The organism is Streptomyces sp. NPDC005752, assembly GCF_040630715.1.
Lineage (GTDB): Bacteria > Actinomycetota > Actinomycetes > Streptomycetales > Streptomycetaceae > Streptomyces.
In genome coordinates this window covers 13,367-35,428 of the sequence record NZ_JBEXYB010000028.1, presented here as the reverse complement: position 1 = coordinate 35,428, position 22,062 = coordinate 13,367, and the positions used below count along the sequence as shown (strand labels likewise).

The 22,062-nt window shown below is 69.8% G+C and carries 16 protein-coding genes; 12 read left to right on the top strand and 4 right to left on the bottom strand.

Annotated features, from left to right (window positions below; genetic code table 11):
- Positions 1 to 26: 26 nt before the first annotated feature.
- The 11 genes from nuoE (at position 27) to recQ (ending at position 15,187) form a co-directional block, all read left to right on the top strand.
- Positions 27 to 842, top strand: a complete 816-nt coding sequence (gene nuoE, locus ABZ441_RS23305) for an NADH-quinone oxidoreductase subunit NuoE (RefSeq protein WP_358977542.1) — start codon at positions 27 to 29, stop codon at positions 840 to 842.
- On the top strand, positions 842 to 2,215 hold the full coding sequence (nuoF, locus tag ABZ441_RS23300; RefSeq protein ID WP_358977422.1) for an NADH-quinone oxidoreductase subunit NuoF: 1,374 nt from the start codon (positions 842 to 844) through the stop codon (positions 2,213 to 2,215). The genes nuoE and nuoF overlap by 1 nt, the downstream gene beginning before the upstream one ends.
- Positions 2,212 to 4,719, top strand: a complete 2,508-nt coding sequence (locus ABZ441_RS23295; protein ID WP_358977420.1) for an NADH-quinone oxidoreductase subunit G — start codon at positions 2,212 to 2,214, stop codon at positions 4,717 to 4,719. The genes nuoF and ABZ441_RS23295 overlap by 4 nt, the downstream gene beginning before the upstream one ends.
- On the top strand, positions 4,716 to 6,134 hold the full coding sequence (gene nuoH / locus ABZ441_RS23290; RefSeq protein WP_358977418.1) for an NADH-quinone oxidoreductase subunit NuoH: 1,419 nt from the start codon (positions 4,716 to 4,718) through the stop codon (positions 6,132 to 6,134). Before ABZ441_RS23295 ends, nuoH begins: the two co-directional genes overlap by 4 nt.
- Positions 6,127 to 6,723 carry an NADH-quinone oxidoreductase subunit NuoI gene (nuoI, locus tag ABZ441_RS23285; protein WP_358977416.1) on the top strand — a complete coding sequence of 199 codons (597 nt, stop codon included), beginning with the start codon at positions 6,127 to 6,129 and terminating at the stop codon, positions 6,721 to 6,723. Before nuoH ends, nuoI begins: the two co-directional genes overlap by 8 nt.
- Positions 6,720 to 7,571 carry an NADH-quinone oxidoreductase subunit J gene (locus ABZ441_RS23280; RefSeq protein ID WP_358977414.1) on the top strand — a complete coding sequence of 284 codons (852 nt, stop codon included), beginning with the start codon at positions 6,720 to 6,722 and terminating at the stop codon, positions 7,569 to 7,571. Before nuoI ends, ABZ441_RS23280 begins: the two co-directional genes overlap by 4 nt.
- Positions 7,568 to 7,867 carry an NADH-quinone oxidoreductase subunit NuoK gene (nuoK, locus tag ABZ441_RS23275; protein ID WP_014154680.1) on the top strand — a complete coding sequence of 100 codons (300 nt, stop codon included), beginning with the start codon at positions 7,568 to 7,570 and terminating at the stop codon, positions 7,865 to 7,867. Before ABZ441_RS23280 ends, nuoK begins: the two co-directional genes overlap by 4 nt.
- A 12-nt stretch (positions 7,868 to 7,879) precedes the next feature.
- The gene (nuoL, locus tag ABZ441_RS23270; protein ID WP_358977411.1) at positions 7,880 to 9,775 is read left to right on the top strand and encodes an NADH-quinone oxidoreductase subunit L; all 1,896 of its coding nucleotides are present in this window, start codon (positions 7,880 to 7,882) and stop codon (positions 9,773 to 9,775) included.
- Positions 9,776 to 9,779: 4 nt separating this feature from the next.
- The gene (locus ABZ441_RS23265) at positions 9,780 to 11,390 is read left to right on the top strand and encodes an NADH-quinone oxidoreductase subunit M (RefSeq protein ID WP_358977409.1); all 1,611 of its coding nucleotides are present in this window, start codon (positions 9,780 to 9,782) and stop codon (positions 11,388 to 11,390) included.
- Positions 11,387 to 13,051 carry an NADH-quinone oxidoreductase subunit NuoN gene (gene nuoN, locus ABZ441_RS23260; RefSeq protein ID WP_358977407.1) on the top strand — a complete coding sequence of 555 codons (1,665 nt, stop codon included), beginning with the start codon at positions 11,387 to 11,389 and terminating at the stop codon, positions 13,049 to 13,051. The genes ABZ441_RS23265 and nuoN overlap by 4 nt, the downstream gene beginning before the upstream one ends.
- A gap of 117 nt (positions 13,052 to 13,168) precedes the next feature.
- Complete coding sequence (gene recQ, locus ABZ441_RS23255) at positions 13,169 to 15,187, top strand: DNA helicase RecQ (RefSeq protein ID WP_358977405.1); 2,019 nt, start codon at positions 13,169 to 13,171, stop codon at positions 15,185 to 15,187.
- 28 nt (positions 15,188 to 15,215) lie between these two features.
- Here recQ and ABZ441_RS23250 read toward each other — a convergent pair whose 3' ends face one another.
- From ABZ441_RS23250 to ABZ441_RS23235, 4 genes are all read right to left on the bottom strand, one after another.
- A complete protein-coding gene (locus ABZ441_RS23250; protein ID WP_358977540.1) occupies positions 15,216 to 15,824 on the bottom strand; it encodes a Uma2 family endonuclease in 609 nt (202 codons plus the stop codon).
- 161 nt (positions 15,825 to 15,985) lie between these two features.
- Complete coding sequence (gene fahA / locus ABZ441_RS23245) at positions 15,986 to 17,215, bottom strand: fumarylacetoacetase (RefSeq protein WP_358977403.1); 1,230 nt, start codon at positions 17,213 to 17,215, stop codon at positions 15,986 to 15,988.
- Between the two features lie 110 nt (positions 17,216 to 17,325).
- Positions 17,326 to 19,350: a CocE/NonD family hydrolase gene (locus ABZ441_RS23240; protein ID WP_358977401.1), complete on the bottom strand. Its 2,025-nt coding sequence runs from the start codon at positions 19,348 to 19,350 to the stop codon at positions 17,326 to 17,328.
- Between the two features lie 9 nt (positions 19,351 to 19,359).
- Complete coding sequence (locus tag ABZ441_RS23235) at positions 19,360 to 20,859, bottom strand: peptide MFS transporter (protein ID WP_358977399.1); 1,500 nt, start codon at positions 20,857 to 20,859, stop codon at positions 19,360 to 19,362.
- 156 nt (positions 20,860 to 21,015) lie between these two features.
- On the opposite strand from ABZ441_RS23235, the gene ABZ441_RS23230 reads away from it, so the two are divergent.
- Positions 21,016 to 22,026, top strand: a complete 1,011-nt coding sequence (locus ABZ441_RS23230) for a polyprenyl synthetase family protein (protein WP_358977397.1) — start codon at positions 21,016 to 21,018, stop codon at positions 22,024 to 22,026.
- The last annotated feature ends 36 nt before the right edge of the window (positions 22,027 to 22,062 follow it).

The window sequence follows — 22,062 nt, the reverse complement described above, 5'->3', positions numbered from 1 at the left end:
CGTCCAACCAAGAAGTCAGCCTGGGGATGCCGCAGCTCCCCGCCCCCGCCTACCCGGCCGACGTACTCGCCCGGCTCGAAGCGGACGCGAAGGAGGTGATCGCCCGCTACCCCGACAGCCGCTCCGCGCTGCTGCCCTTGCTGCACCTGGTGCAGTCCGAGGAGGGGTTCGTCTCCCGTACGGGCATGGCGTTCTGCGCCGACCAGCTCGGCCTCACCACCGCCGAGGTCACCGCGGTCGCCACCTTCTACACGATGTACCGCCGTCGGCCCGGCGGTGACTACCAGGTCGGGGTCTGCACCAACACCCTCTGCGCGGTCATGGGCGGCGACGCCATCTTCGACCGGCTCAAGGAGCACCTGGGCGTCGGCAACGACGAGACGACCGAGGACGGCAAGGTCACCCTCGAACACATCGAGTGCAACGCGGCCTGCGACTTCGCCCCGGTCGTGATGGTCAACTGGGAGTTCTTCGACAACCAGACGCCGGAGAGCGCGACGCGGCTCGTCGACGACCTGATCGCCGGTCGTACCGTCGAGCCCACACGGGGCGCGCCGCTGTGCGGCTACAAGGACACGGCGCGCATCCTCGCCGGCTTCCCCGACCGGCGTCCCGGCGCGGTCGAGGCGAGTGGCGGCGCCGGCGCCGCCTCCCTGGTCGGGCTGAAGCTCGCCAAGGGCGAGACCGCCCCGAAGACGCGCGTGGTCGGCCCCCGAGGTGAGGCCCCGGGCGACCAGCCGCAGAAGGGCGCCGAGCACCTCAGCTCTCATGACGCGCCACAGCAGACCTCGGCCTCCGACCCGGAGCACCCGGCCGGGCCCGCCGCCGAGGAGGGGGAGTGATGACCTTGGCAGCCGAGATCGACAAAAACGGGACCAGCCCGGAGAAACTCCTGGCCCCGGTCCTCTCCTCCTTCTGGGACGAGCCGGAGTCCTGGACGCTGGACACCTACCACCGCCACGACGGGTACGAGGGTCTGCGCAAGGCCCTGGCGATGCAGCCCGACGACCTCATCGCGTACGTCAAGGACTCCGGTCTGCGCGGACGCGGCGGCGCCGGCTTCCCCACCGGGATGAAGTGGCAGTTCATCCCGCAGGGCGACGGCAAGCCGCACTACCTCGTCGTCAACGCCGACGAGTCGGAGCCGGGGACCTGCAAGGACATCCCGCTCCTCTTCGCGAACCCGCACAGCCTCATCGAGGGCATCGTGATCGCCTGTTACGCGATCCGCTCCTCGCACGCCTTCATCTATCTGCGCGGCGAAGTGGTCCCCGTACTGAGGCGGCTGCACGAGGCCGTGCGCGAGGCCTACGCGGCGGGCTACCTGGGGAAGGACGTCCTGGGCTCGGGGCTCGACCTCGAACTCACGGTGCACGCGGGCGCGGGCGCCTACATCTGCGGTGAGGAAACCGCGCTCCTCGACTCGCTCGAAGGACGGCGCGGCCAGCCCCGGCTGCGTCCGCCCTTCCCCGCCGTCGCCGGTCTGTACGCCTGCCCCACCGTCGTGAACAACGTCGAGTCCATCGCCTCGGTTCCCGCGATCCTGAACAAGGGCAAGGACTGGTTCAAGTCGATGGGCAGCGAGAAGTCCCCGGGCTTCACGCTGTACTCGCTCAGCGGGCACGTCACCAGCCCCGGCCAGTACGAGGCCCCGCTCGGCATCACCCTGCGCCAGCTGCTCGACATGAGCGGCGGCATGCGGGCCGGGCACCGCCTGAAGTTCTGGACCCCCGGCGGCTCCTCCACCCCGATGTTCACCGAGGAACACCTCGACGTGCCCCTGGACTACGAGGGTGTCGGCGCAGCCGGATCGATGCTCGGTACCAAGGCGCTGCAGTGCTTCGACGAGACCACCTGCGTGGTGCGCGCCGTCACCCGCTGGACTGAGTTCTACGCACACGAGTCCTGCGGCAAGTGCACGCCGTGCCGCGAGGGCACCTACTGGCTCGTCCAGCTGCTCCGCGACATCGAGGCCGGCAAGGGACAGATGTCGGACCTCGACAAGCTGAACGACATCGCCGACAACATCAACGGCAAGTCCTTCTGCGCCCTCGGCGACGGTGCGGCCTCGCCGATCTTCTCCTCGCTGAAGTACTTCCGCGAGGAGTACGAGCAGCACATCACCGGCAAGGGCTGCCCCTTCGATCCCGCACGGTCGACCCTCTGGGCCGACGACAAAGACGACAAGAACGCTCACCGGGGGGTGAACGCATGACAGTCACCACGAGTGCGCCCTCCGGGGGCGGCGAGGCGGCCGTTCCGCCCGAGGACCTCGTCACGCTCACGATCGACGGCATCGAGATCAGCGTGCCCAAGGGCACCCTCGTCATCCGCGCCGCCGAACTGCTCGGCATCGAGATCCCGCGCTTCTGCGACCACCCGCTCCTCGACCCCGCCGGCGCCTGCCGGCAGTGCATCGTCGAGGTCGAGGGCCAGCGCAAGCCGATGGCGTCCTGCACCATCACGTGCACCGACGGCATGGTCGTGAAGTCACAGATCACCTCGCCGGTGGCGGAGAAGGCCCAGAAGGGGGTGATGGAGCTCCTGCTCATCAACCACCCGCTGGACTGCCCGGTCTGCGACAAGGGCGGCGAGTGCCCCCTGCAGAACCAGGCGATGTCGCACGGCGGCGCCGACTCCCGCTTCGACGGCAAGAAGCGCACCTTCGAGAAGCCCGTCCCCATCTCCACCCAGGTGCTGCTGGACCGCGAACGCTGCGTGCTCTGCGCACGCTGCACCCGGTTCTCCAACCAGGTGGCGGGCGACCCGATGATCGAGCTGATCGAGCGCGGCGCGCTCCAGCAGGTCGGTACGGGCGAGGGCGACCCCTTCGAGTCGTACTTCTCCGGCAACACCATCCAGATCTGCCCGGTCGGGGCGCTCACCTCGGCGGCGTACCGCTTCCGCTCCCGGCCCTTCGACCTGGTGTCGACGCCGTCGGTGTGCGAGCACTGCGCGGGCGGCTGCGCGACCCGGACCGACCACCGGCGCGGCAAGGTCATGCGGCGGCTCGCCGCCAACGACCCCGAGGTCAACGAGGAGTGGCTCTGCGACAAGGGCCGCTTCGGCTTCCGCTACGCCCAGCAGCGCGACCGGCTCACCACCCCGCTCGTGCGCAACGCGGAGGGCGTGCTGGAGCCGGCGAGCTGGCCCGAGGCACTGGAAGCGGCGGCGGCCGGTCTCTCGGCCGCGCGCGGCAGGACCGGTGTCCTCACGGGCGGCAGGCTGACCGTCGAGGACGCCTACGCGTACAGCAAGTTCGCGCGGGTCGCCCTCGACACCAACGACATCGACTTCCGGGCCCGCGTCCACAGCGGTGAGGAGGCCGACTTCCTCGCCTCGCGGGTGGCCGGCCGAGGCCGCGACCTGGACGGCAGCGGGGTCACGTACACCGCGCTGGAGAAGGCTCCGGCCGTCCTGCTGGCCGGCTTCGAGTCCGAGGAGGAGGCGCCCGGCGTCTTCCTGCGGCTGCGCAAGGCGCACCGCAAGCACGGGCAGCGGACGTTCGCGCTGGCCTCGCACGCCAGCCGGGGCCTGGAGAAGGCGGGCGGCACCCTGCTCCCCGCTGCGCCCGGCACCGAGACCGAATGGCTGGACGCCCTCGCGGGCGGGATCGGCCTGGAGAGTGACGGAGCCGTCGCCGCCGAGGCGCTGCGCGGCGAAGGCGCCGTGATCGTGGTGGGCGAGCGGCTCGCCGCCGTGCCCGGCGGACTCACCTCCGCCGTGCGCACCGCCGCGGCCACCGGCGCCGCACTGGTGTGGATCCCGCGCCGGGCCGGCGAACGCGGCGCACTGGAGGCGGGCGCGCTCCCGTCGCTGCTGCCCGGCGGCCGTCCCGCGACGGACCCCCGTGCCAGGGAGGAGGTGGCGTCCGTCTGGGGCGTCGCCGAACTCCCCTCCGGCTTCGGCCGCGACACCGGCCAGATCGTGGAGGCCGCGGCCACCGGCGAGCTGGGCGCACTGCTGGTCGCGGGCGTCGACCCCGAGGACCTGCCCGACCCGGCCGGGGCGCTCAAGGCGCTGGACGAGGTCGGTTTCCTGGTCTCGCTGGAGCTGCGGCCCGGTGCCGTCACCGAGCGCGCCGACGTGGTCCTCCCCGTGGCGGCCGTCGCGGAGAAGCCCGGCACCTTCCTCAACTGGGAAGGCCGGGCTCGGCTGTTCGAAGCCGCGCTGAAGCCCGAGCAGATGCCGAGGACGCTCTGCCCGACCGACGCGCGGGTACTGCACATGCTGGCCGACGCGCTCGACGTCCACCTCGGACTGCCCGATCTGAGGGCGGCCCGCCGTGAACTCGACCGCCTCGGCGGCTGGGAGGGCGGCCACGCCGACGACCCGCGGACGTCCTCCACCCCGGTGCCCCGGCCCGGCGACGGCGAGGCGGTCCTCGCGGGCCACCGGATGCTGCTCGACCGGGGCCGGCTCCAGGAGGGCGACGAGGCGCTGGCCGGCACCCGGCACGCGGCGGTCGCCCGGCTCTCCCCGGTCACCGCGGCCGAGTCCGGGGTGAAGGACGGCGACCTGCTCGCCGTCACCGGCCCCGCCGGCACCACCGAACTCACCCTGGCGGTGACCGAGATGCCGGACCGGGTGGTCTGGGTGCCGCTCAACTCCGTCGGCCGGGGAGTCCCCGCCGACACCGGCGCCCAGCCGGGCGGACTGGTCCGGATCGGTCCGGCCGCCCCGGGTTCCCACGTCGTGACAACGGAGGTAGGAGAGTGACCGGCCTCGCCCAACTCGCCGCGGCGCCGCAGGGTGCCGTCCTCGCAGCCGAGGACCTCTCGATGTTCGGCACGGACCCCTGGTGGCTCGTCGTCGTCAAGGCGGTGTTCTGCTTCGCGTTCCTGATGGTGACCGTGCTGTTCTCCATCGTGTGGGAGCGCAAGGTCGTCGCCTGGATGCAGCTGCGCATCGGTCCCAACCGGCACGGCCCCTGGGGCATGCTCCAGTCGCTCGCCGACGGCATCAAGCTGATGCTGAAGGAGGACGTCGTCGTCAAGCGGGCCGACAAGGTCGTCTACATCCTGGCCCCGATCGTGGCCGCCGCCCCGGCGTTCATGGCGATCGCGGTGATCCCGTTCGGCCCGTCCGACAACCAGGTGTCGATCTTCGGCCACCGCACGACGATGCAGCTGACCGACCTGCCGATCGCGATGCTGTACATCCTCGCGGTCGCCTCCGTCGGCATCTACGGCATCGTGCTGGCCGGCTGGTCCTCCGGGTCGACGTACCCGCTGCTCGGCGGGCTGCGCTCCTGCGCCCAGATGATCAGCTACGAGATCGCGATGGGCGCCGCCTTCGCCTCGGTGTTCCTCTACTCCGGCTCGATGTCCACGTCGGAGATCGTGGCGGCGCAGGAGGACCGCTGGTTCATCCTCCTGCTGCCGGTCTCGTTCATCATCTACGTCGTCACGATGGTCGGCGAGACCAACCGGGCCCCGTTCGACATGCCGGAGTCCGAGGGCGACCTGGTCGGCGGGTTCAACACCGAGTACTCCTCGATCAAGTTCGCGATGTTCATGCTCGCCGAGTACGTCAACATGGTCACCGTCTCCGCGGTCTCCGTCACCCTGTTCCTGGGCGGCTGGCGGGCTCCGTACCCGGTCAGCACCTTCTGGGAGGGTGCCAACCAGGGCTGGTGGCCGATGCTCTGGTTCGTCATCAAGGTGCAGCTGCTCCTCTTCTTCTTCATCTGGCTGCGCGGCACCCTGCCCCGTGTCCGCTACGACCAGCTGATGAAGCTCGGCTGGAAGGTCCTGATCCCGGTCTCCGTGGTCTGGCTGATGCTGGTCGCCACGGTCAGGGCGCTGAACAACGAGGGCTACGACTACTCGAAGATCCTCCTGTACGTCGCCGGAGCCGTGATCGCGGTCCTGTTGATCTCCTTCGTCGCCGACACCTTCCGCGACCGGAGGACCAGGGCCGCCGAGGAGGCGGCCGGACCGGAGCCCGCGTTCGACCCGATGGCGGGCGGGTACCCGGTGCCGCCGCTGCCCGGCCAGACGCTGCCGCCGGTGCCGCGCCGCACGCCCCGGCGCGAGCGGGAGCTCGTTGTCAGTGGCGGGCCGGATACTCGCAGTGACGAGAACGTGGCTGCCGGAAGTTCGAGTGACGGAAGGGAGGCTGACGGTGTCTGAGTCATCGGAACCCTCAGGAGAGAAGTTCCAGAATCCTGTGGCCGGCTTCGGCGTGACCTTCAAGGCCATGTTCAAGAAGCGGCTGACCGAGCAGTACCCGGAGACGCAGAAGGTGACGGCGCCGCGCTTCCACGGCCGGCACCAGCTCAACCGTCACCCGGACGGTCTGGAGAAGTGCGTCGGCTGCGAGCTCTGTGCCTGGGCGTGTCCCGCGGACGCGATCTACGTGGAGGGCGCGGACAACACGGACGAGGAGCGCTACTCCCCGGGCGAGCGCTACGGCCGCGTCTACCAGATCAACTACGCGCGCTGCATCCTGTGTGGACTCTGCATCGAGGCGTGCCCCACCCGGGCACTGACCATGACCAATGACTTCGAGCTCGCCAACACCACCCGCGAGAGCCTCATCTACACCAAGGACGAGCTGCTCGCGGGACTTGAGGAAGGCATGGTCGACAGCCCGCACGCGATCTTCCCCGGCATGGACGAACAGGACTACTACCGTGGCCTGGTGACCGAGGCCGCTCCCGGTGCGGAGCGCCAGGTCGCCGTCTCCAAGGGAGAGACGGACAAGGAGGTGGACGCATGAACGCCACCCTGGCCGCAGCCACCACCACCTCGACCGGCGAGGCCGTCCAGTTCTGGATCCTCGGCACCGTCGCCGTCATCGGTGCGCTCTCCACCGTCCTGATGAAGAAGGCGGTCCACAGCGCACTGTCGCTCGCCGGCACCATGATCGTGCTGGCGGTCTTCTACCTCGCCAACGGCGCCTACTTCCTGGGCATCGTCCAGGTCGTCGTCTACACCGGCGCGATCATGATGCTGTTCCTCTTCGTGGTCATGCTCGTCGGTGTCACGGCGGCCGACTCGCTGAAGGAGACGCTCAAGGGCCAGCGCTGGCTGGCCGCCGCCTGCGGACTCGGCTTCGGCATCCTGCTGATCGCGGGAATCGGACAGGCGTCCCTGAAGACGTTCAACGGTCTGGGGGCGGCGAACGCCCGGCACGGCGGAAACGTCGAGGGGCTCGCCAACCTCATCTTCACCAAGTACGTCTTCGCGTTCGAGATCACCGGTGCCCTGCTGATCACCGCGACCGTCGGCGCGATGCTGCTCACGCACCGCGAGCGCACCGAACGCGCCAAGACACAGCGGGAGCTCTCCCAGGAGCGGGTGCGCAGCAGTCACCTGCCGCCCCTGCCCGCTCCCGGTGTCTACGCCCGGCACAACGCCGTGGACGTCGCCGGACTGCTCCCGGACGGCACCCCGTCCGAACTCACCGTCATGCAGACGCTGCGGCAGCGCGGACAGATCCGTGACGTGTCCAGTGAGTCGCTCGCCGACCTCAAGGCGCTCGAACAGCGGTCCGGGGAGCGGCTCGGCCGTGACCGCGGCCCGGACCGTGACCCTGCGGAAGAAGAGGAGGAGGTCGCCAAGTGAATCCGGTCAACTACCTCTACCTCGCGGCCCTTTTGTTCACGATCGGTGCCTCCGGCGTGCTGATCAGGCGGAACGCGATCGTGGTGTTCATGTGCGTCGAGCTGATGCTCAACGCCTGCAACCTCACGCTCGTCGCGTTCTCCCGGATGCACGGCAACCTCGACGGACAGATCATCGCCTTCTTCACGATGGTCGTCGCCGCCGCGGAGGTCGTCATCGGGCTCGCGATCATCGTGTCGCTCTTCCGCTCCCGCCACTCGGCCTCGGTCGACGACGCCAGCCTGATGAAGCTGTAAGGGGTCGGAATCGTGGAAAACCTGATTGCGCTGCTGGTCGCGGCGCCCCTGCTCGGAGCGGTGGTCCTGCTCTGCGGCGGCCGCCGGCTCGACCGGGCCGGACACTGGATCGGCACGGCGCTCGCCGCCGCGTCGTTCGTCATCGGTGCCGTGCTGTTCACCGACATGCTGGGCAGGAACGCCGAGGACCGCGCCCTGCACCAGCACCTGTACAGCTGGATCCCGGTCGAGGGGTTCCAGGCCGACGTGGCCTTCCAGCTCGACCAGTTGTCGATGACGTTCGTGCTGCTGATCACTGGTGTGGGCACTCTGATCCACATCTACTCCATCGGCTACATGGAGCACGACGAGCGGCGACGCCGCTTCTTCGGCTACCTGAACCTGTTCCTCGCGGCGATGCTCATCCTGGTCATCGCCGACAACTACCTGCTGCTGTACGTCGGGTGGGAGGGCGTCGGTCTGGCGTCGTACCTGCTCATCGGCTTCTGGCAGCACAAGCCCAGCGCGGCCACCGCCGCCAAGAAGGCCTTCCTGGTCAACCGGGTCGGCGACATGGGCCTGTCCATCGCGATCATGCTGATGTTCACCACCTTCGGCACCTTCGCCTTCGGACCGGTCTTCGAGGCGACCGGGGACACCAGCGAGGGCAAGCTCACGGCCATCGGCCTGATGCTGCTCCTCGCCGCCTGCGGCAAGTCGGCCCAGGTGCCGCTCCAGTCCTGGCTCGGGGACGCGATGGAGGGCCCGACCCCGGTCTCGGCCCTGATCCACGCCGCCACCATGGTGACCGCGGGCGTCTACCTCATCGTCCGCTCCGGCGCCGTCTTCAACGGGGCGCCCGACGCACAACTGGTCGTCGTGGTCGTCGGCGCCGTCACGCTCCTCTTCGGTGCGATCGTCGGTTGCGCGAAGGACGACATCAAGAAGGCCCTCGCCGGGTCGACGATGTCGCAGATCGGCTACATGATCCTCGCCGCGGGCCTCGGCCCCATCGGCTACGTCTTCGCGATCATGCACCTGGTGACGCACGGCTTCTTCAAGGCCGGGCTCTTCCTCGGCGCCGGTTCGGTCATGCACGGCATGAACGACGAGGTCGACATGCGGAAGTACGGCGGCCTGCGGAAGTTCATGCCGGTCACCTTCGTCACCTTCGGCCTCGGCTACCTGGCGATCATCGGCTTCCCCGGCCTGTCCGGCTTCTTCTCCAAGGACATGATCATCGAGGCGGCCTTCGCCAAGGGCGGCACCGAGGGCTGGATCCTCGGCTCCGTCACGCTGCTGGGCGCCGCGATCACCGCGTTCTACATGACGCGCGTGATGCTTCTGACGTTCTTCGGCGAGAAGCGCTGGCAGCCGGACGCGCAAGGCCACGAGCCGCACCCGCACGAGTCGCCGAAGTCCATGACGATCCCGATGATCGTGCTGGCCTTCGGGTCGGTCTTCGCCGGAGGCTTCTTCTCCATCGGCGACCGGTTCATGCACTGGCTGGAGCCCGTCACCGGACACGACCACGGACACGCACCGGTCAGCGCGACCACCGTCACCGCCGCCACCATGGTGGTGCTCGTCATCGGTGTCGCCATCGCCTGGTCGATGTACGGGCGCAGGCCCGTTCCCGTCGTCGCCCCGCGCGGCTCGCTGCTCACCAGGGCGGCCCGCCGGGATCTCCTCCAGGACGACTTCAACCACGTGGTCCTGGTGCGCGGCGGCGAACACCTCACGCGCTCCCTGGTCTACGTCGACCACACCCTGGTCGACGGCGTCGTCAACGGCACGGCCGCCTCGATGGGCGGGCTCTCCGGCCGGCTGCGCAAGCTGCAGAACGGCTATGCCCGCTCCTACGCGGTCTCGATGTTCGGCGGTGCGGCGGTACTCATCGCCGCGACCCTGCTGATGAGGGCGGTCTGATCCCATGTCCTTTCCCCTCCTGACAGCGACGGCGGCGCTCCCGGCGATCGGCGCGATCGCCACCGCCGCCGTCCCGGCGGCCCGCCGCACGGCGGCCAAATGGCTCGCCCTGGCCGTCTCACTGGTGACGCTCGTCCTGGCCGGCGTCGTGTTCGCCCGCTTCGAACCCGGCGGCGACCGCTACCAGCTCACCGAGTCGCACGCCTGGATCAAGGACTTCGGCGTCCGTTACGAACTGGGCGTCGACGGCATCGGGGTGGCGCTCCTCGCGCTCACCGCGCTGCTGATCCCCTTCGTGGTCCTGGCGGGCTGGCACGACGCCGATCCTTCCCCAAGCTCTCAACTCCGTTCGAGCAGGGGAGGCCCCAATGAGACCAACCCGTATCACTGGCGCCCGACCCAGGGCTTCTTCGCCCTGATCCTGATGGTCGAAGCGATGGTGATCCTGTCCTTCGTGGCCACCGACGTCTTCCTCTTCTACATCCTCTTCGAAGCCATGCTCATCCCGATGTACTTCCTCATCGGAGGCTTCGGGGACCGGGCGCACTCGGGCAGTGACGAGAACGCCGCGGCCCAGCGCAGCTACGCGGCCGTGAAGTTCCTCCTCTACAACCTGGCCGGCGGGCTCATCATGCTGGCCGCCGTCATCGGGCTCTACGTCGTCGCGGGGAGCTTCTCGCTCTCGGAGATCGCCGAGGCGCGGGCCAACGGCTCGCTGGACATGGCGACCTCCACCGAGCGGTGGCTGTTCCTCGGGTTCTTCTTCGCCTTCGCGGTGAAGGCCCCGCTCTGGCCGTTGCACACCTGGCTGCCGAACGCGATGGGGGAGGCGACCACCCCGGTGGCCGTCCTGATCACCGCGGTCGTCGACAAGGTCGGCACCTTCGCGATGCTCCGCTTCTGCCTCCAGCTGTTCCCGGAGGCCAGCAAGTGGGCGACGCCGGTGATCCTCGTCCTGGCGCTGATCTCCATCGTCTACGGCGCCCTGCTCGCCGTCGGCCAGCGCGACATCAAGCGGCTCATCGCCTACGCGTCGATCTCGCACTTCGGTTTCATCGTGCTCGGCATCTTCGCGATGACCAGCCAGGGCCAGTCGGGCGCCACGCTCTACATGGTCAACCACGGACTCTCGACCGCGGCGCTGATGCTGGTCGCCGGCTTCCTGATCACCCGGCGGGGCTCCCGGCTCATCGCCGACTACGGCGGGGTGCAGAAGGTGGCGCCCCTCCTTGCGGGAACCTTCCTCATCGGCGGACTGGCCACCCTGTCGCTGCCCGGTCTGGCCCCGTTCGTCAGTGAGTTCCTGGTCCTGGTCGGTGTGTTCAGCGCGTACCCGGTGGCCGGCGTCATCGCCACCGTCGGCATCGTGCTCGCCGCGCTCTACGTCCTCGTCCTCTACCAGCGGACGATGACGGGACCGGTCAGGGAGGGGATCGGGGGCATGCCCGACCTCAAGGTCCGTGAGCTGGCGGTGGCACTTCCGCTGATCGCCCTGCTGATCTTCCTGGGCGTCTTCCCGAAGCCGCTCACCGAGGTCGTCAACCCGGCGGTGCAGCACACCATGCAGGACGTACAGAAGAAGGACCCCCAGCCCGAGGTGGAGGCCGCCAAGTGAGCGCAACAGCTGTCCACAGCCTGTGGACCATGGCGGGGGAGGTGACATCCGCCGCCCCGGGCGACAAGTTCACCGCGCCGACCATCGAGTACGCCCAGCTGGCGCCCGTCCTGATCGTGGTCGGTGCCGCCGTCCTCGGAATCCTGGTCGAGGCCTTCGTCCCGCGACGGGCCCGCTACACCACCCAGGTGTTCCTGACGGTCGTCGCGATCGCCGCCGCCTTCGCAGCGGTGGTGGGTCTCGCCGCCGACGGGTACGCCACGAAGAACGCGCACATCGCCGCGATGGGCGCGGTCGCGGTCGACGGACCCGCCCTGTTCCTCCAGGGCACCATCCTGCTCGTCTCCATGGTCTCCGTCTTCACCTTCGCCGAGCGCCGCCTCGACCCGGCCTCGCACGGCAACCGTGTGGACTCCTTCGCCGCGCAGGCCGGTTCGGTGCCCGGCAGCGACGGGGAGAAGGCCGCGGTCAAGGCCGGGTTCACCACGACCGAGGTCTTCCCGCTCGCCCTCTTCTCCGTGGCGGGCATGCTCGTCTTCCCGGCGGCCAACGACCTCCTGACGCTCTTCATCGCGCTCGAGGTCTTCTCCCTCCCGCTCTACCTCCTGTGCGCCGTCGCCCGCCGCAAGCGGCTGATGTCGCAGGAAGCCGCCGTGAAGTACTTCCTGCTCGGCGCGTTCTCCTCGGCGTTCCTGCTCTTCGGGATCGCCCTGCTCTACGGATACGCGGGCACCGTCTCGTACGCGGGCATCGGACACGTCGTCGACGGCTCCGTGCAGCAGATCGACCCGGCCCTCGCGGGCACCATGGGCAACGACGCGCTGCTGCTGATCGGCGCGGCGATGATCCTCATGGGCCTGCTCTTCAAGGTCGGCGCGGTCCCCTTCCACATGTGGACCCCGGACGTCTACCAGGGAGCCCCGACCCCGGTCACCGGCTTCATGGCGGCGGCCACGAAGGTCGCCGCGTTCGGCGCGCTGCTGCGCCTGCTCTACGTGGTGCTGCCCGGTCTCACCTGGGACCTGCGTCCCGTCATGTGGGGTGTCGCGATCGTCACGATGCTGGGCGGGGCGATCGTCGCGATCACCCAGACCGACATCAAACGGCTCCTGGCCTACTCCTCGATCGCCCATGCGGGCTTCATCCTCGCCGGTGTCATCGCGGCCAGCCCCGAGGGCATCTCGTCCGTCCTCTTCTACCTGGCCGTGTACTCCTTCGTGACCGTCGGCGCCTTCGCCGTGGTCACGCTCGTACGCGACGCGGGCGGCGAGGCGACGCACCTGTCGAAGTGGGCCGGGCTCGGCCGCCGTTCGCCGCTGACCGCGGCGGTCTTCGCGGTGTTCCTGCTCTCCTTCGCCGGCATCCCGCTCACCTCGGGCTTCTCCGGCAAGTTCGCCGTCTTCAAGGCGGCGGCGGACGGAGGCGCGAGCGGCCTCGTCGTCGTCGGTGTGATCTCGTCGGCCATCGCCGCCTTCTTCTACATCCGGGTCATCGTGCTGATGTTCTTCAGCGAGCCGAAGGCGGACGGCCCCACGGTCGCCGTCCCGTCCCCGCTGACCATGACCACGATCGCGGTCGGAGTCGCCGTGACCCTGGTGCTCGGGCTGGCCCCGCAGTACTTCCTCGACCTGGCGAGCCAGGCGGGAGTGTTCGTGCGGTAACGACGCGTACGCGCGGCGACGCCGGACGGGCCTTGGAAAGTCAAGCCCGTCCGGCGTTGTCGTAGGCGGCGCCTATGGTTGCCGGTGACGGGTGAAGACGGACGGACGGGCGCGACCATGAGTGTGACGACCGAGAGCGCTGCGCAGCAGACGCTGCACCGGGTGTTCGGGTACGAGGCGTTCCGCGGCGAGCAGGGTGCGGTGATCGAGCACGTCGTCGAGGGCGGCGACGCGGTCGTGCTGATGCCGACCGGCGGCGGCAAGTCCCTCTGCTACCAGATCCCCGCCCTGGTCAGGCAGGGGACCGGCATCGTGATCTCCCCGCTGATCGCGCTCATGCAGGACCAGGTGGACGCCCTGCGCGCGCTCGGTGTCCGCGCCGGCTTCATGAACTCCACGCAGGACTTCGACGAGCGCCGCTCGATGGAGGCCCAGTTCGTCGCCGGTGAGCTCGACGTGCTGTATCTGGCCCCCGAGCGGCTGCGCCTCGATTCGACGCTCTCCCTGCTGGCCCGTGGCGAGATCTCCGTCTTCGCGATCGACGAGGCGCACTGCGTCGCCCAGTGGGGCCACGACTTCCGCCCCGACTACCTGGCCCTGTCCGTCCTGGGCGAGCGCTGGCCGGACGTACCGCGCATCGCGCTGACGGCCACGGCGACCGACGCCACGCACCGGGAGATCACCCAGCGGCTGGGCATGCCCGACGCCAGGCACTTCGTGGCCGGCTTCGACCGTCCGAACATCCAGTACCGCGTCGTGCCGAAGTCCGACCCGAAGAAGCAGCTGCTCACCTTCCTCAAGGAGGAGCACGCGGGCGACGCGGGCATCGTCTACTGCCTCTCGCGCAATTCGGTGGAGAAGACCGCCGAGTACCTCTGCCGTAACGGCATCGAGGCCGTGCCGTACCACGCGGGCCTGGACGCCGGGACCCGCGCCGCCCACCAGTCGCGTTTCCTCCGCGAGGAGGGCCTGGTCGTCGTCGCGACCATCGCCTTCGGTATGGGCATCGACAAGCCCGACGTGCGCTTCGTCGCGCACCTCGACCTGCCCAAGTCCGTCGAGGGCTACTACCAGGAGACCGGCCGCGCGGGACGTGACGGGGAGCCCTCAACGGCCTGGATGGCCTACGGGCTCCAGGACGTCGTCCAGCAGCGCAAGCTGATCCAGGGCGGCGAGGGCGACGAGGCGTTCCGGCGCCGGGCGGCTTCGCACCTCGATGCGATGCTGGCGCTCTGCGAGACCGTCCGGTGCCGTAGGGCCCAGCTCCTGACGTACTTCGGCCAGGAGCCCGCCGAGACGTCCTGCGGCAACTGCGACACCTGCCTCACCCCGCCCGAGACCTGGGACGGCACGGTGGCTGCCCAGAAGCTGCTGTCCACCATCGTCCGGCTGAAGCGGGAGCGGAACCAGAAGTTCGGGGCCGGCCAGATCATCGACATCCTGCTGGGCCGCAAGACGGCGAAGACCATCCAGTTCGACCACGACCAGCTGTCGGTCTTCGGTATCGGGGAGGAGCTCGCCGAGGCGGAGTGGCGCGGCGTGGCACGCCAGTTGCTCGCCCAGGGGCTGCTGGCCGTGGAGGGCGAGTACGGCACGCTGGTGCTGACCGAGGAGAGCGGCTCCGTGCTCGGCCGGGAGCGGGAGGTCCTGCTCCGCAAGGAGCCGAAGCGGCCCACGACCCGGTCCGGCGGGACGGGCGAGCGCAAGGCGAGGTCCGCGGCGGCGGTGGCCGACCTTCCGGCGGAGGCGGTCCCGGTCTTCGAGGCGCTGCGCGCCTGGCGCGGCGCCCAGGCCAAGGAGCTCGGCCTCCCCGCGTACGTGATCTTCCACGACGCGACCCTGCGGGAGATCGCCGCCCTGCGACCCGGTTCCCTCGCGGAGCTGGGAGGCGTCAGCGGGCTCGGCGAGAAGAAGCTGGCGACGTACGGCGAGGGAGTGCTGGAGGTGCTGGGGGGACTGGGGGGCGCGGGTCCGTCGGCGGTTCCCCAGGAGGAAGCGGCCCCGCCGGAGGCTTCCCGGGCGGAAGCGGCGGCGGCCCCCGCGGCGGCCCCGGCAGCCGCCCCACCGGCCGGGCCCGCCGTCCGGGCCGCGGATCCGGAGTTCGGCTGGGACGAGGAGCCGCCCGAGTACGAGTGAGCCGGGCGGCCGGAGGTTCGGGGCGGACCTATCGCGGGTCCGCCGCCTGGCGTCGGGTCACGATCGCATTCAGATCGAGATCGACGGGGAAGGGCGTGGAGACCTTCATCCGGTCGTGGAAGATCCCTGTCGACGTGTACGCACCGGTCGCGGGTTCCAGCTCGAAGACGTAGGCGACGGCTCGACCGTCCTGGTTCTCCACCCGCCAGAAGTGCGGAATCCTGGCCCGTGCGTACTTCACGGGCTTGGTCTCCCGGTCTCGGGTGACGGACTCGTCGGACACGACCTCGATCGCCAGCAGCACACTGTTCGCGGGGAACCGTGTCTGCCGCAGACTCTCGACGGCGTCAGCGTGCACCACGACGACATCGGGTTCCGGCCGATTCTGGAAATCGATGTCGATGGTGAACTCGCGAAAGACTTCCAGGCCGAGCGGTGCGACCGACTGCAGCTGCCACTTCAGGTAGTCGATCGCACGCTCATGGAACACCGTCTGCGGACTCACGAAAACAAGGCTCCCGTCGATCAGCTCCGTGTGCGGAGGCAGATTCGGGAGTGTGTCCAGGTCATCGGCGGTCCAGCCGCCCACGGGCGGGACCGCCCACCGCGGCTCGGGGGCCTCCGGTTCGATGCGCATCAGTGCTCCCATGGGACGGAGTCTCGCGGGTGGGTTCAGCGTATCCGGCGAGAACAGACCAAGGCCGCCCAAACGTGTGAGCGACTCACGCGTCGTTGACCACCACCCGGCCGGGCTCCCCGAGGAGCAGTGGCTCTTCGGGGAGCCCGGCACGGCATCGCTCACGACGAGGCGGTGATCCGTCCGGTGACCTCGCCGAGCCCGACCCGGGTGCCGTGCGGTCCGGGGGCCCAGGCGGTCAGGGTGACGGTGTCGCCGTCCTCCAGGAACGTCCGCTTGCCCTCGGCCAGGTCCAGCGGATCGCGGCCGTTCCAGGTGAGTTCGAGCAGGGAGCCGCGCTGCCCCGGCTCCGCGCCGCTGACGGTGCCCGATCCGTACAGGTCTCCCGTGCGCAGCGAGGCGCCGTTCACCGTCATCTGAGCCAGCTGCTGGGCGGCCGTCCAGTACATGGAGTCGAACGGCGGCTCGGAGACGGTCTGCCCGTTGATCTCCACGGAGATCCGGATGTCGAAGCCGCCGGGCTCCTCGTCCTCCGCGTCCTCCAGGTACGGGAGCAGCTCGAAGTCCCGGGCGGGAGGTGCCGTGCGGGCCGCGTCCAGGGCCTCCAGCGGGGTGACCCACGCCGACACGGAAGTGGCGAAGGACTTGCCGAGGAACGGGCCCAGCGGCACGTACTCCCAGGCCTGGATGTCCCGCGCCGACCAGTCGTTGAGCAGGGAGAGCCCGAAGACGTGCTCACGGAAGTCCCCGAGCGCGACGGGGGAACCCTGCTCCGACGGCACGCCCACCACGAAGCCGACCTCGGCCTCGATGTCCAGCTTCACTGAGGGGCCGAAGACGGGGGCGGGGTCGGCCGGAGCCTTGCGCTGCCCCGAGGGGCGCACCACGTCCGTGCCGGAGACGACGACCGTGCCTGCACGCCCGTGGTAACCGATCGGCAGGTGCTTCCAGTTGGGCGTGAGAGCCGCCCCGTCCGGGCGGAAGATCCTCCCCACGTTGGTCGCGTGGTGCTCACTGGCGTAGAAGTCGACGTAGTCCGCCACCTCGTACGGCAGGTGCAGGGTCACCGAGTCGAGCGGGTACAGCAGTGGTTCCAGGTCAGGGCGGTGGGACGGGACCGTCACCCACGCCGTGAGTGCCCGACGCACGTCCCGCCACGCGGTCCGCCCCGCCGCCAGCAGCGGCATCAGGCTCGGCTGCGCCAGCAGTCTGGCGTAGGGCGAACCCAGTGCGTGGGCCGCCGCTCCGGCGTCCAGCACGTGTTTGCCCACACGGACTCCGACCCTTCGGTCCTCCGGGTGTCCGGGGGTGGAGAACACACCGTACGGAAGGTTGTGCGGACCGAAGGGATCGCCTTCGGCCAGGTCGAGCGGGCTGCTCTGCTCGGGCATCTGTCGCTGCCCCTTTCCAGTCGCTTGAGGAACACGTTACGTCGCCGTCGCCGGTCGGCGGCAGTGCCTCAAGTAGGCGTAATGCCCGGAAAGTTACGTGATAACCCTGCTCAGCCCGCCGTCCGCGGGATCCGTTTCTCCCAGGTCCGGTGGAAGACGATCTCGTCACCGTCCCTGCACACCACCTCGTTGGACGTGATGAAGTCGTCCGCGTCCGAGCTCAGCTCCGAACGCGTCTCGACGCGTACGTCCCAGGACATCTCCGGCCGGTGCAGCCGGATCGCCCAGTCCGAGCGGGCCCGGGCCGACAGCGGATCGTCCTGCTGGATCGTGTAGGTCTCCAGCGCGTCCTCGGTGAACTCCAGCCCGTCGGGGTAGACCCGCGTGCCGCCGTAGCGCGGATCGACCTCCAGCCGCCACTCGCCCTTGGCGACGTCCCGGACCACCAGGCGCTCCGGGCGCTGCTCGTCGAGCGTGACCGGGAAGACGACGCCGAGCGGCTCCGCCTGCTCCGGCTCGCCGAAGGTGATCGCCGGGTCCTCGGTGTGCCGGCGCACCGGAAGCTCGACGAGGCTGCCCTCCGCCTCGAGCGTGAAGCCCGCCGAACCGGCCTGGGGCCAGATCCACGGCCAGTACGAGGAGGAGAGGGCGACCCTGATCCGGTGGCCTGGCGGGAAGGTGTGCCCGATGCCGTTCAGCTCGAAGGTCACGTACTCGGTCTCCCCGACGGGCCAGTCCTCCGCGCGGTCGCGCCCGTGTCGGGTGGCCAGATTGAGGGCCCCGCGGGTCACCAGGGTGGAGGCCCCGTCCGGGGCCACGTCGCAGAGCCGGGCGATCACTTGGCCGCGCGGTACGTCCATCCGGACCAGGAGCGTCACCCGTGGACGGCCGAGGATCTCGATCGGGGCGTCCTCGACGGGGAACTCGAAGCACACCGACTTGGCGTCCTCGTCCCGCTGGTCGGGCGGCAGGTCGGCGTCGTTGCCGAACGGGAAGAAGCGCCCCGCGTCCAGCCCGGTCTGCTGCGGTGAGCGGACGGTCTGCGGTCCGCCCTCCAGGGCGTACGTCACCGGGGTGACGTTCCCGGAGGGCCAGCCGGCGTCGCCGACCCAGCGGCCCGGCAGCGTCTCGTAGACCGTGGCGGGGCGGTGCGAGCCGCTGATCCAGGACCGCAGCAGGGGCTCGTTCATCACCCCGGTGTCCTCGTCCTTGAGGTGCTGGTCCCACCAGCGCAGCGTCTCCTGGAGGAAGCCGATCGCCGGCCCCGGCGGGAGCCCGCGGTCCGGGTACTGGTGCGACCAGGGGCCGATCAGTCCGCGCACCTGCCCGGGGTCCAGATGCTCGACGAGCCTGAGGACCGTGTCTCGGTAGGGGTCGTGCCAGCCGCCCACCGCCAGGACCTTCGCCTGGATGGCGCCGTAGTCCTCGCAGACACTGCCGTGCTTCCAGTAGTCGTCGCGGGTCTGGTGGGCCAGCCACGTGTGGATGAACGGCTCCACCTTCTCGAGTCTCCGCAGCCACATGTCCCGCCAGTCGTCGCCGACGTCCGCCGGGTCCGGGGGCCGCGAGACGAACGCCAGCATGGTGGAGGCCCAGGCGTGCATGTCCACACCGAGGACGGAGCCGCCCATGTAGTGCACGTCGTTGTCGTAGCGGTCGTCGGCCGAGCAGACGGTGACGACCGCCTTCAGGGGCTCAGGTGCGAGCGCCGCGATCTGGAGCGAGTTGAAGCCGCCCCAGGAGATGCCGAACATGCCGACCCGCCCCGAGCACCACTCCTGCTGCGCCAGCCAGTGCACGACCGCGACCCCGTCCGCGAGTTCCTGTGCGTCGTACTCGTCGCCCGGCATGCCCTCGCTGTTGCCGTGCCCGCGCACGTCGACGCGCACGGAGGCATAGCCGTGGCCCGCGTACCAGGGGTGGCGCTGCCAGTCACGAGGGGCCGTCCAGTCGCTGAGCCGGTAGGGCAGGTACTCCAGCAGTGCGGGCACCGGTTCGTCGGTGACCGGCCGCCAGATCCGGGCGTACAGCTGGGTGCCTCCCCCAGAGCCTCCGGCCTGGGAGGGGCCCCCATCGAGGGGGATGTAGAGGTCCTCGTGGGTGGTCTCGTACGGGAAATCGGTGCGGATGTGCATGGCTGTACCTCAGTGGACGGGGTGCATGGTGCGCCTGAGCCAGGGAGCAGCGGCGATGACGGCCACACCGGCCGCCACCGCGATGGCGCCATTGACACCGAAGTAGGCGGGGTTGGAGACCTCGCCGTAGAGCTTCACGATCTGTGCCTGGATGCCGTTGGCGAGGGCCAGGGACAGGAACCACAGCGCCATCGTCTGGCTGGCGAAGGCCTTGGGGGCGAGCTTCGTGGTGGCGGACATGCCGGAGGTCTCCAGCAGGATGTCGCCGAGGCCGAGCAGCAGGTAGGAGCCGACGATCCACCAGACGGCCATCTTGTACGTCTCGTCGGCGTGACCCGAGGTCGGCAGGACCATCAGCAGGAAGGACAGACCGCCGAGGACGACCCCGATCGCGATCTTGTTGGACGCGTGCGGCTGGCGCGGGCCCATCCTGGCCCACACGGCGGCGACCACGGGCGCCAGTGCGACCTCGAAGGCACCCAGCGCGGAGGCGTACCAGCTCGCCGGGAAGTGGAAGCCGAAGATCTCCGCACGGGCGTTCGTCGAGGCGAGCAGGATCATGGTCGAGTAGGCCTGGAACAGGATGAAGTTGAAGACGACGGAAGCCAGGAACAGCACGACGTACGGCCGGAGCCGGCCGCGTTCCTCCGCGGTGACCCGGGGGCTCCTGAACATCACGACGAAGTAGACGACGGGCGCGATCACCGAGACGAGGGTGAGTACGTCGACGAACCGGTCCATCGTGAGCCAGCCGGCCAGTGCCAGGGCCGTCGCCACCAGCGCGACCACCACGATGCCGGCCACGATCGTCAGCACGGCCCTGCGCATCGGCCCCGGGGCGAGGGCGTACTCCGCCGAGTGCTTTCGCCCGGCCAGGTGACGCCTGCCGGCGACGTACTGGATCAGGCCGAGCGTCATACCGAACGCGGCGGCCGAGAACCCCCAGTGCCAGCTCGCGTGCTCACCCAGCCAGCCGGTGACCAGCGGGCCGGCGAAGGCGCCGATGTTGATGCCCATGTAGTACAGCGCGAAGCCGGCGTCGCGTCGGTTGTCCTCGGTGCCGTAGAGCTTGCCCACCATCGAGGCCACATTGGGCTTGAGCAGGCCCGTGCCCGCGCTGATCAGACCGAGGCCCACCCAGGTCATCGTGGCCGTCGGCACCGCCATGGCGTAGTGGCCGCAGGCGATGAGAACGCCGCCGTACAGGACGGCGCGGTACGAACCGAGGATCCGGTCGGCCAGCCAGCCGCCCGCGACCGACACGAGATAGACGAGGGTGCCGTAGGCGGCGGACACCGAGGCGGCGGTGCCCGGGTCCATGCCCATGCCGCCGTCGGAGACCGTGTCGGCGAAGAAGAGGACCAGGATGGCCTGCATGCCGAGGAACGAGAAACGCTCCCAGACCTCCAGCCCGGACAGGGTCATCAGGCCCCGCGGCTGGCCGAAGAAGGCGTGGTCGTCTCCGGGCGGTGGCTGGGCCGGTTCGGTGCCGGTTGCGGTGTGGGACAAAACGACAACTCCTGATCGTATGAGCTGATGCCGAACATACCGGCGGTGGCGGGAAGGCGCCCACGGTGATCCAAAGGGGACCGGATACGCTGAGTTGATTGAGGACAGCGACACATCGACATTCCGTGTGATCGTCAGCAGACAGGAGATCCCCTCGTGACCGTCGTCGGGCCGTTCGGACTGAGCGTGCGGGACCAGGCACTTGAGGCCGACGTCCAGGCCGGTTTGGCCGCTGTCGAGGCGGGGCTGCTGGCTGCCACCAAGAGCGAGGTCCCGTTCATCACGGAGGCCGCGCAGCATCTCGTCAGCGCGGGTGGCAAGCGTTTCCGGCCGCTCCTGGTGATGCTCGCATCCCAGTTCGGTGACCCCGACGCGCCGGGTGTGGTCCCCGCGGCCGTGGTCGTCGAGCTGACGCACCTGGCGACGCTGTACCACGACGACGTGATGGACGAGGCGGACGTACGCCGCGGGGTGGACAGCGCCAACACCCGCTGGGGCAACTCCGTCGCCGTCCTGACGGGCGACTTCCTCTTCGCCCGCGCCTCGCACATCCTGGCCGACCTCGGGCCGGAGGCCGTCCGCATCCAGGCGGAGGCGTTCGAACGCCTGGTCACCGGTCAGATCCTCGAGACCGCGGGCCCGCGCGACGGCCGCGACCCCGTCGACCACTACATGGACGTCCTCGGGGGCAAGACCGGCTCGCTGGTTGCCGTGTCCGGCCGGTTCGGCGCCCTGATGGCGGGGGCCGACGAGTCGGTCGTCGACATCCTGACCCAGTACGGCGAGCGTCTCGGGATCGCCTTCCAGCTCGCCGACGACGTCCTGGACATCGCCTCCGACTCCCACGAGTCGGGCAAGACGCCCGGCACCGACCTGCGCGAGGGCATCCCCACCCTGCCGGTCCTCCACCTGCGCGCGCGGGCGGCGGCCGAAGGGCGTCCGGAGGACACGGCGCTCGTGGAACTGCTGGACGGCGACCTCGGTGACGACGCCCGGCTCGCGGAGGCGCTGCGCGGGCTGCGCGCCCACCCGGCACTCGAACAGGCGCGGCGCGACACCGTCCGCTACGCCCAGGAGGCACGCGCGGTGCTGGCGCCGCTGCCCGAGTGCTACGCGAAGGCCGCACTCGAAGAACTGTGCGACGCCGTGGTGCACCGCGCGGGCTGACGTCACCGCGTGGGGGCCGACCCCCGAGAGCCTCGG

Coding starts and splice junctions, on each gene's coding strand:
- ABZ441_RS23295 (WP_358977420.1), top strand. CDS start 2,212: ATGACAGTCACCACGAGTGCGCCCTCCGGGGGCGGCGAGGCGGCCGTT.
- recQ (WP_358977405.1), top strand. CDS start 13,169: ATGAGTGTGACGACCGAGAGCGCTGCGCAGCAGACGCTGCACCGGGTG.
- nuoF (WP_358977422.1), top strand. CDS start 842: ATGACCTTGGCAGCCGAGATCGACAAAAACGGGACCAGCCCGGAGAAA.
- ABZ441_RS23280 (WP_358977414.1), top strand. CDS start 6,720: ATGAACGCCACCCTGGCCGCAGCCACCACCACCTCGACCGGCGAGGCC.
- ABZ441_RS23240 (WP_358977401.1), bottom strand. CDS start 19,350: ATGCACATCCGCACCGATTTCCCGTACGAGACCACCCACGAGGACCTC.
- ABZ441_RS23265 (WP_358977409.1), top strand. CDS start 9,780: ATGTCCTTTCCCCTCCTGACAGCGACGGCGGCGCTCCCGGCGATCGGC.
- fahA (WP_358977403.1), bottom strand. CDS start 17,215: ATGCCCGAGCAGAGCAGCCCGCTCGACCTGGCCGAAGGCGATCCCTTC.
- ABZ441_RS23250 (WP_358977540.1), bottom strand. CDS start 15,824: ATGCGCATCGAACCGGAGGCCCCCGAGCCGCGGTGGGCGGTCCCGCCC.
- nuoE (WP_358977542.1), top strand. CDS start 27: ATGCCGCAGCTCCCCGCCCCCGCCTACCCGGCCGACGTACTCGCCCGG.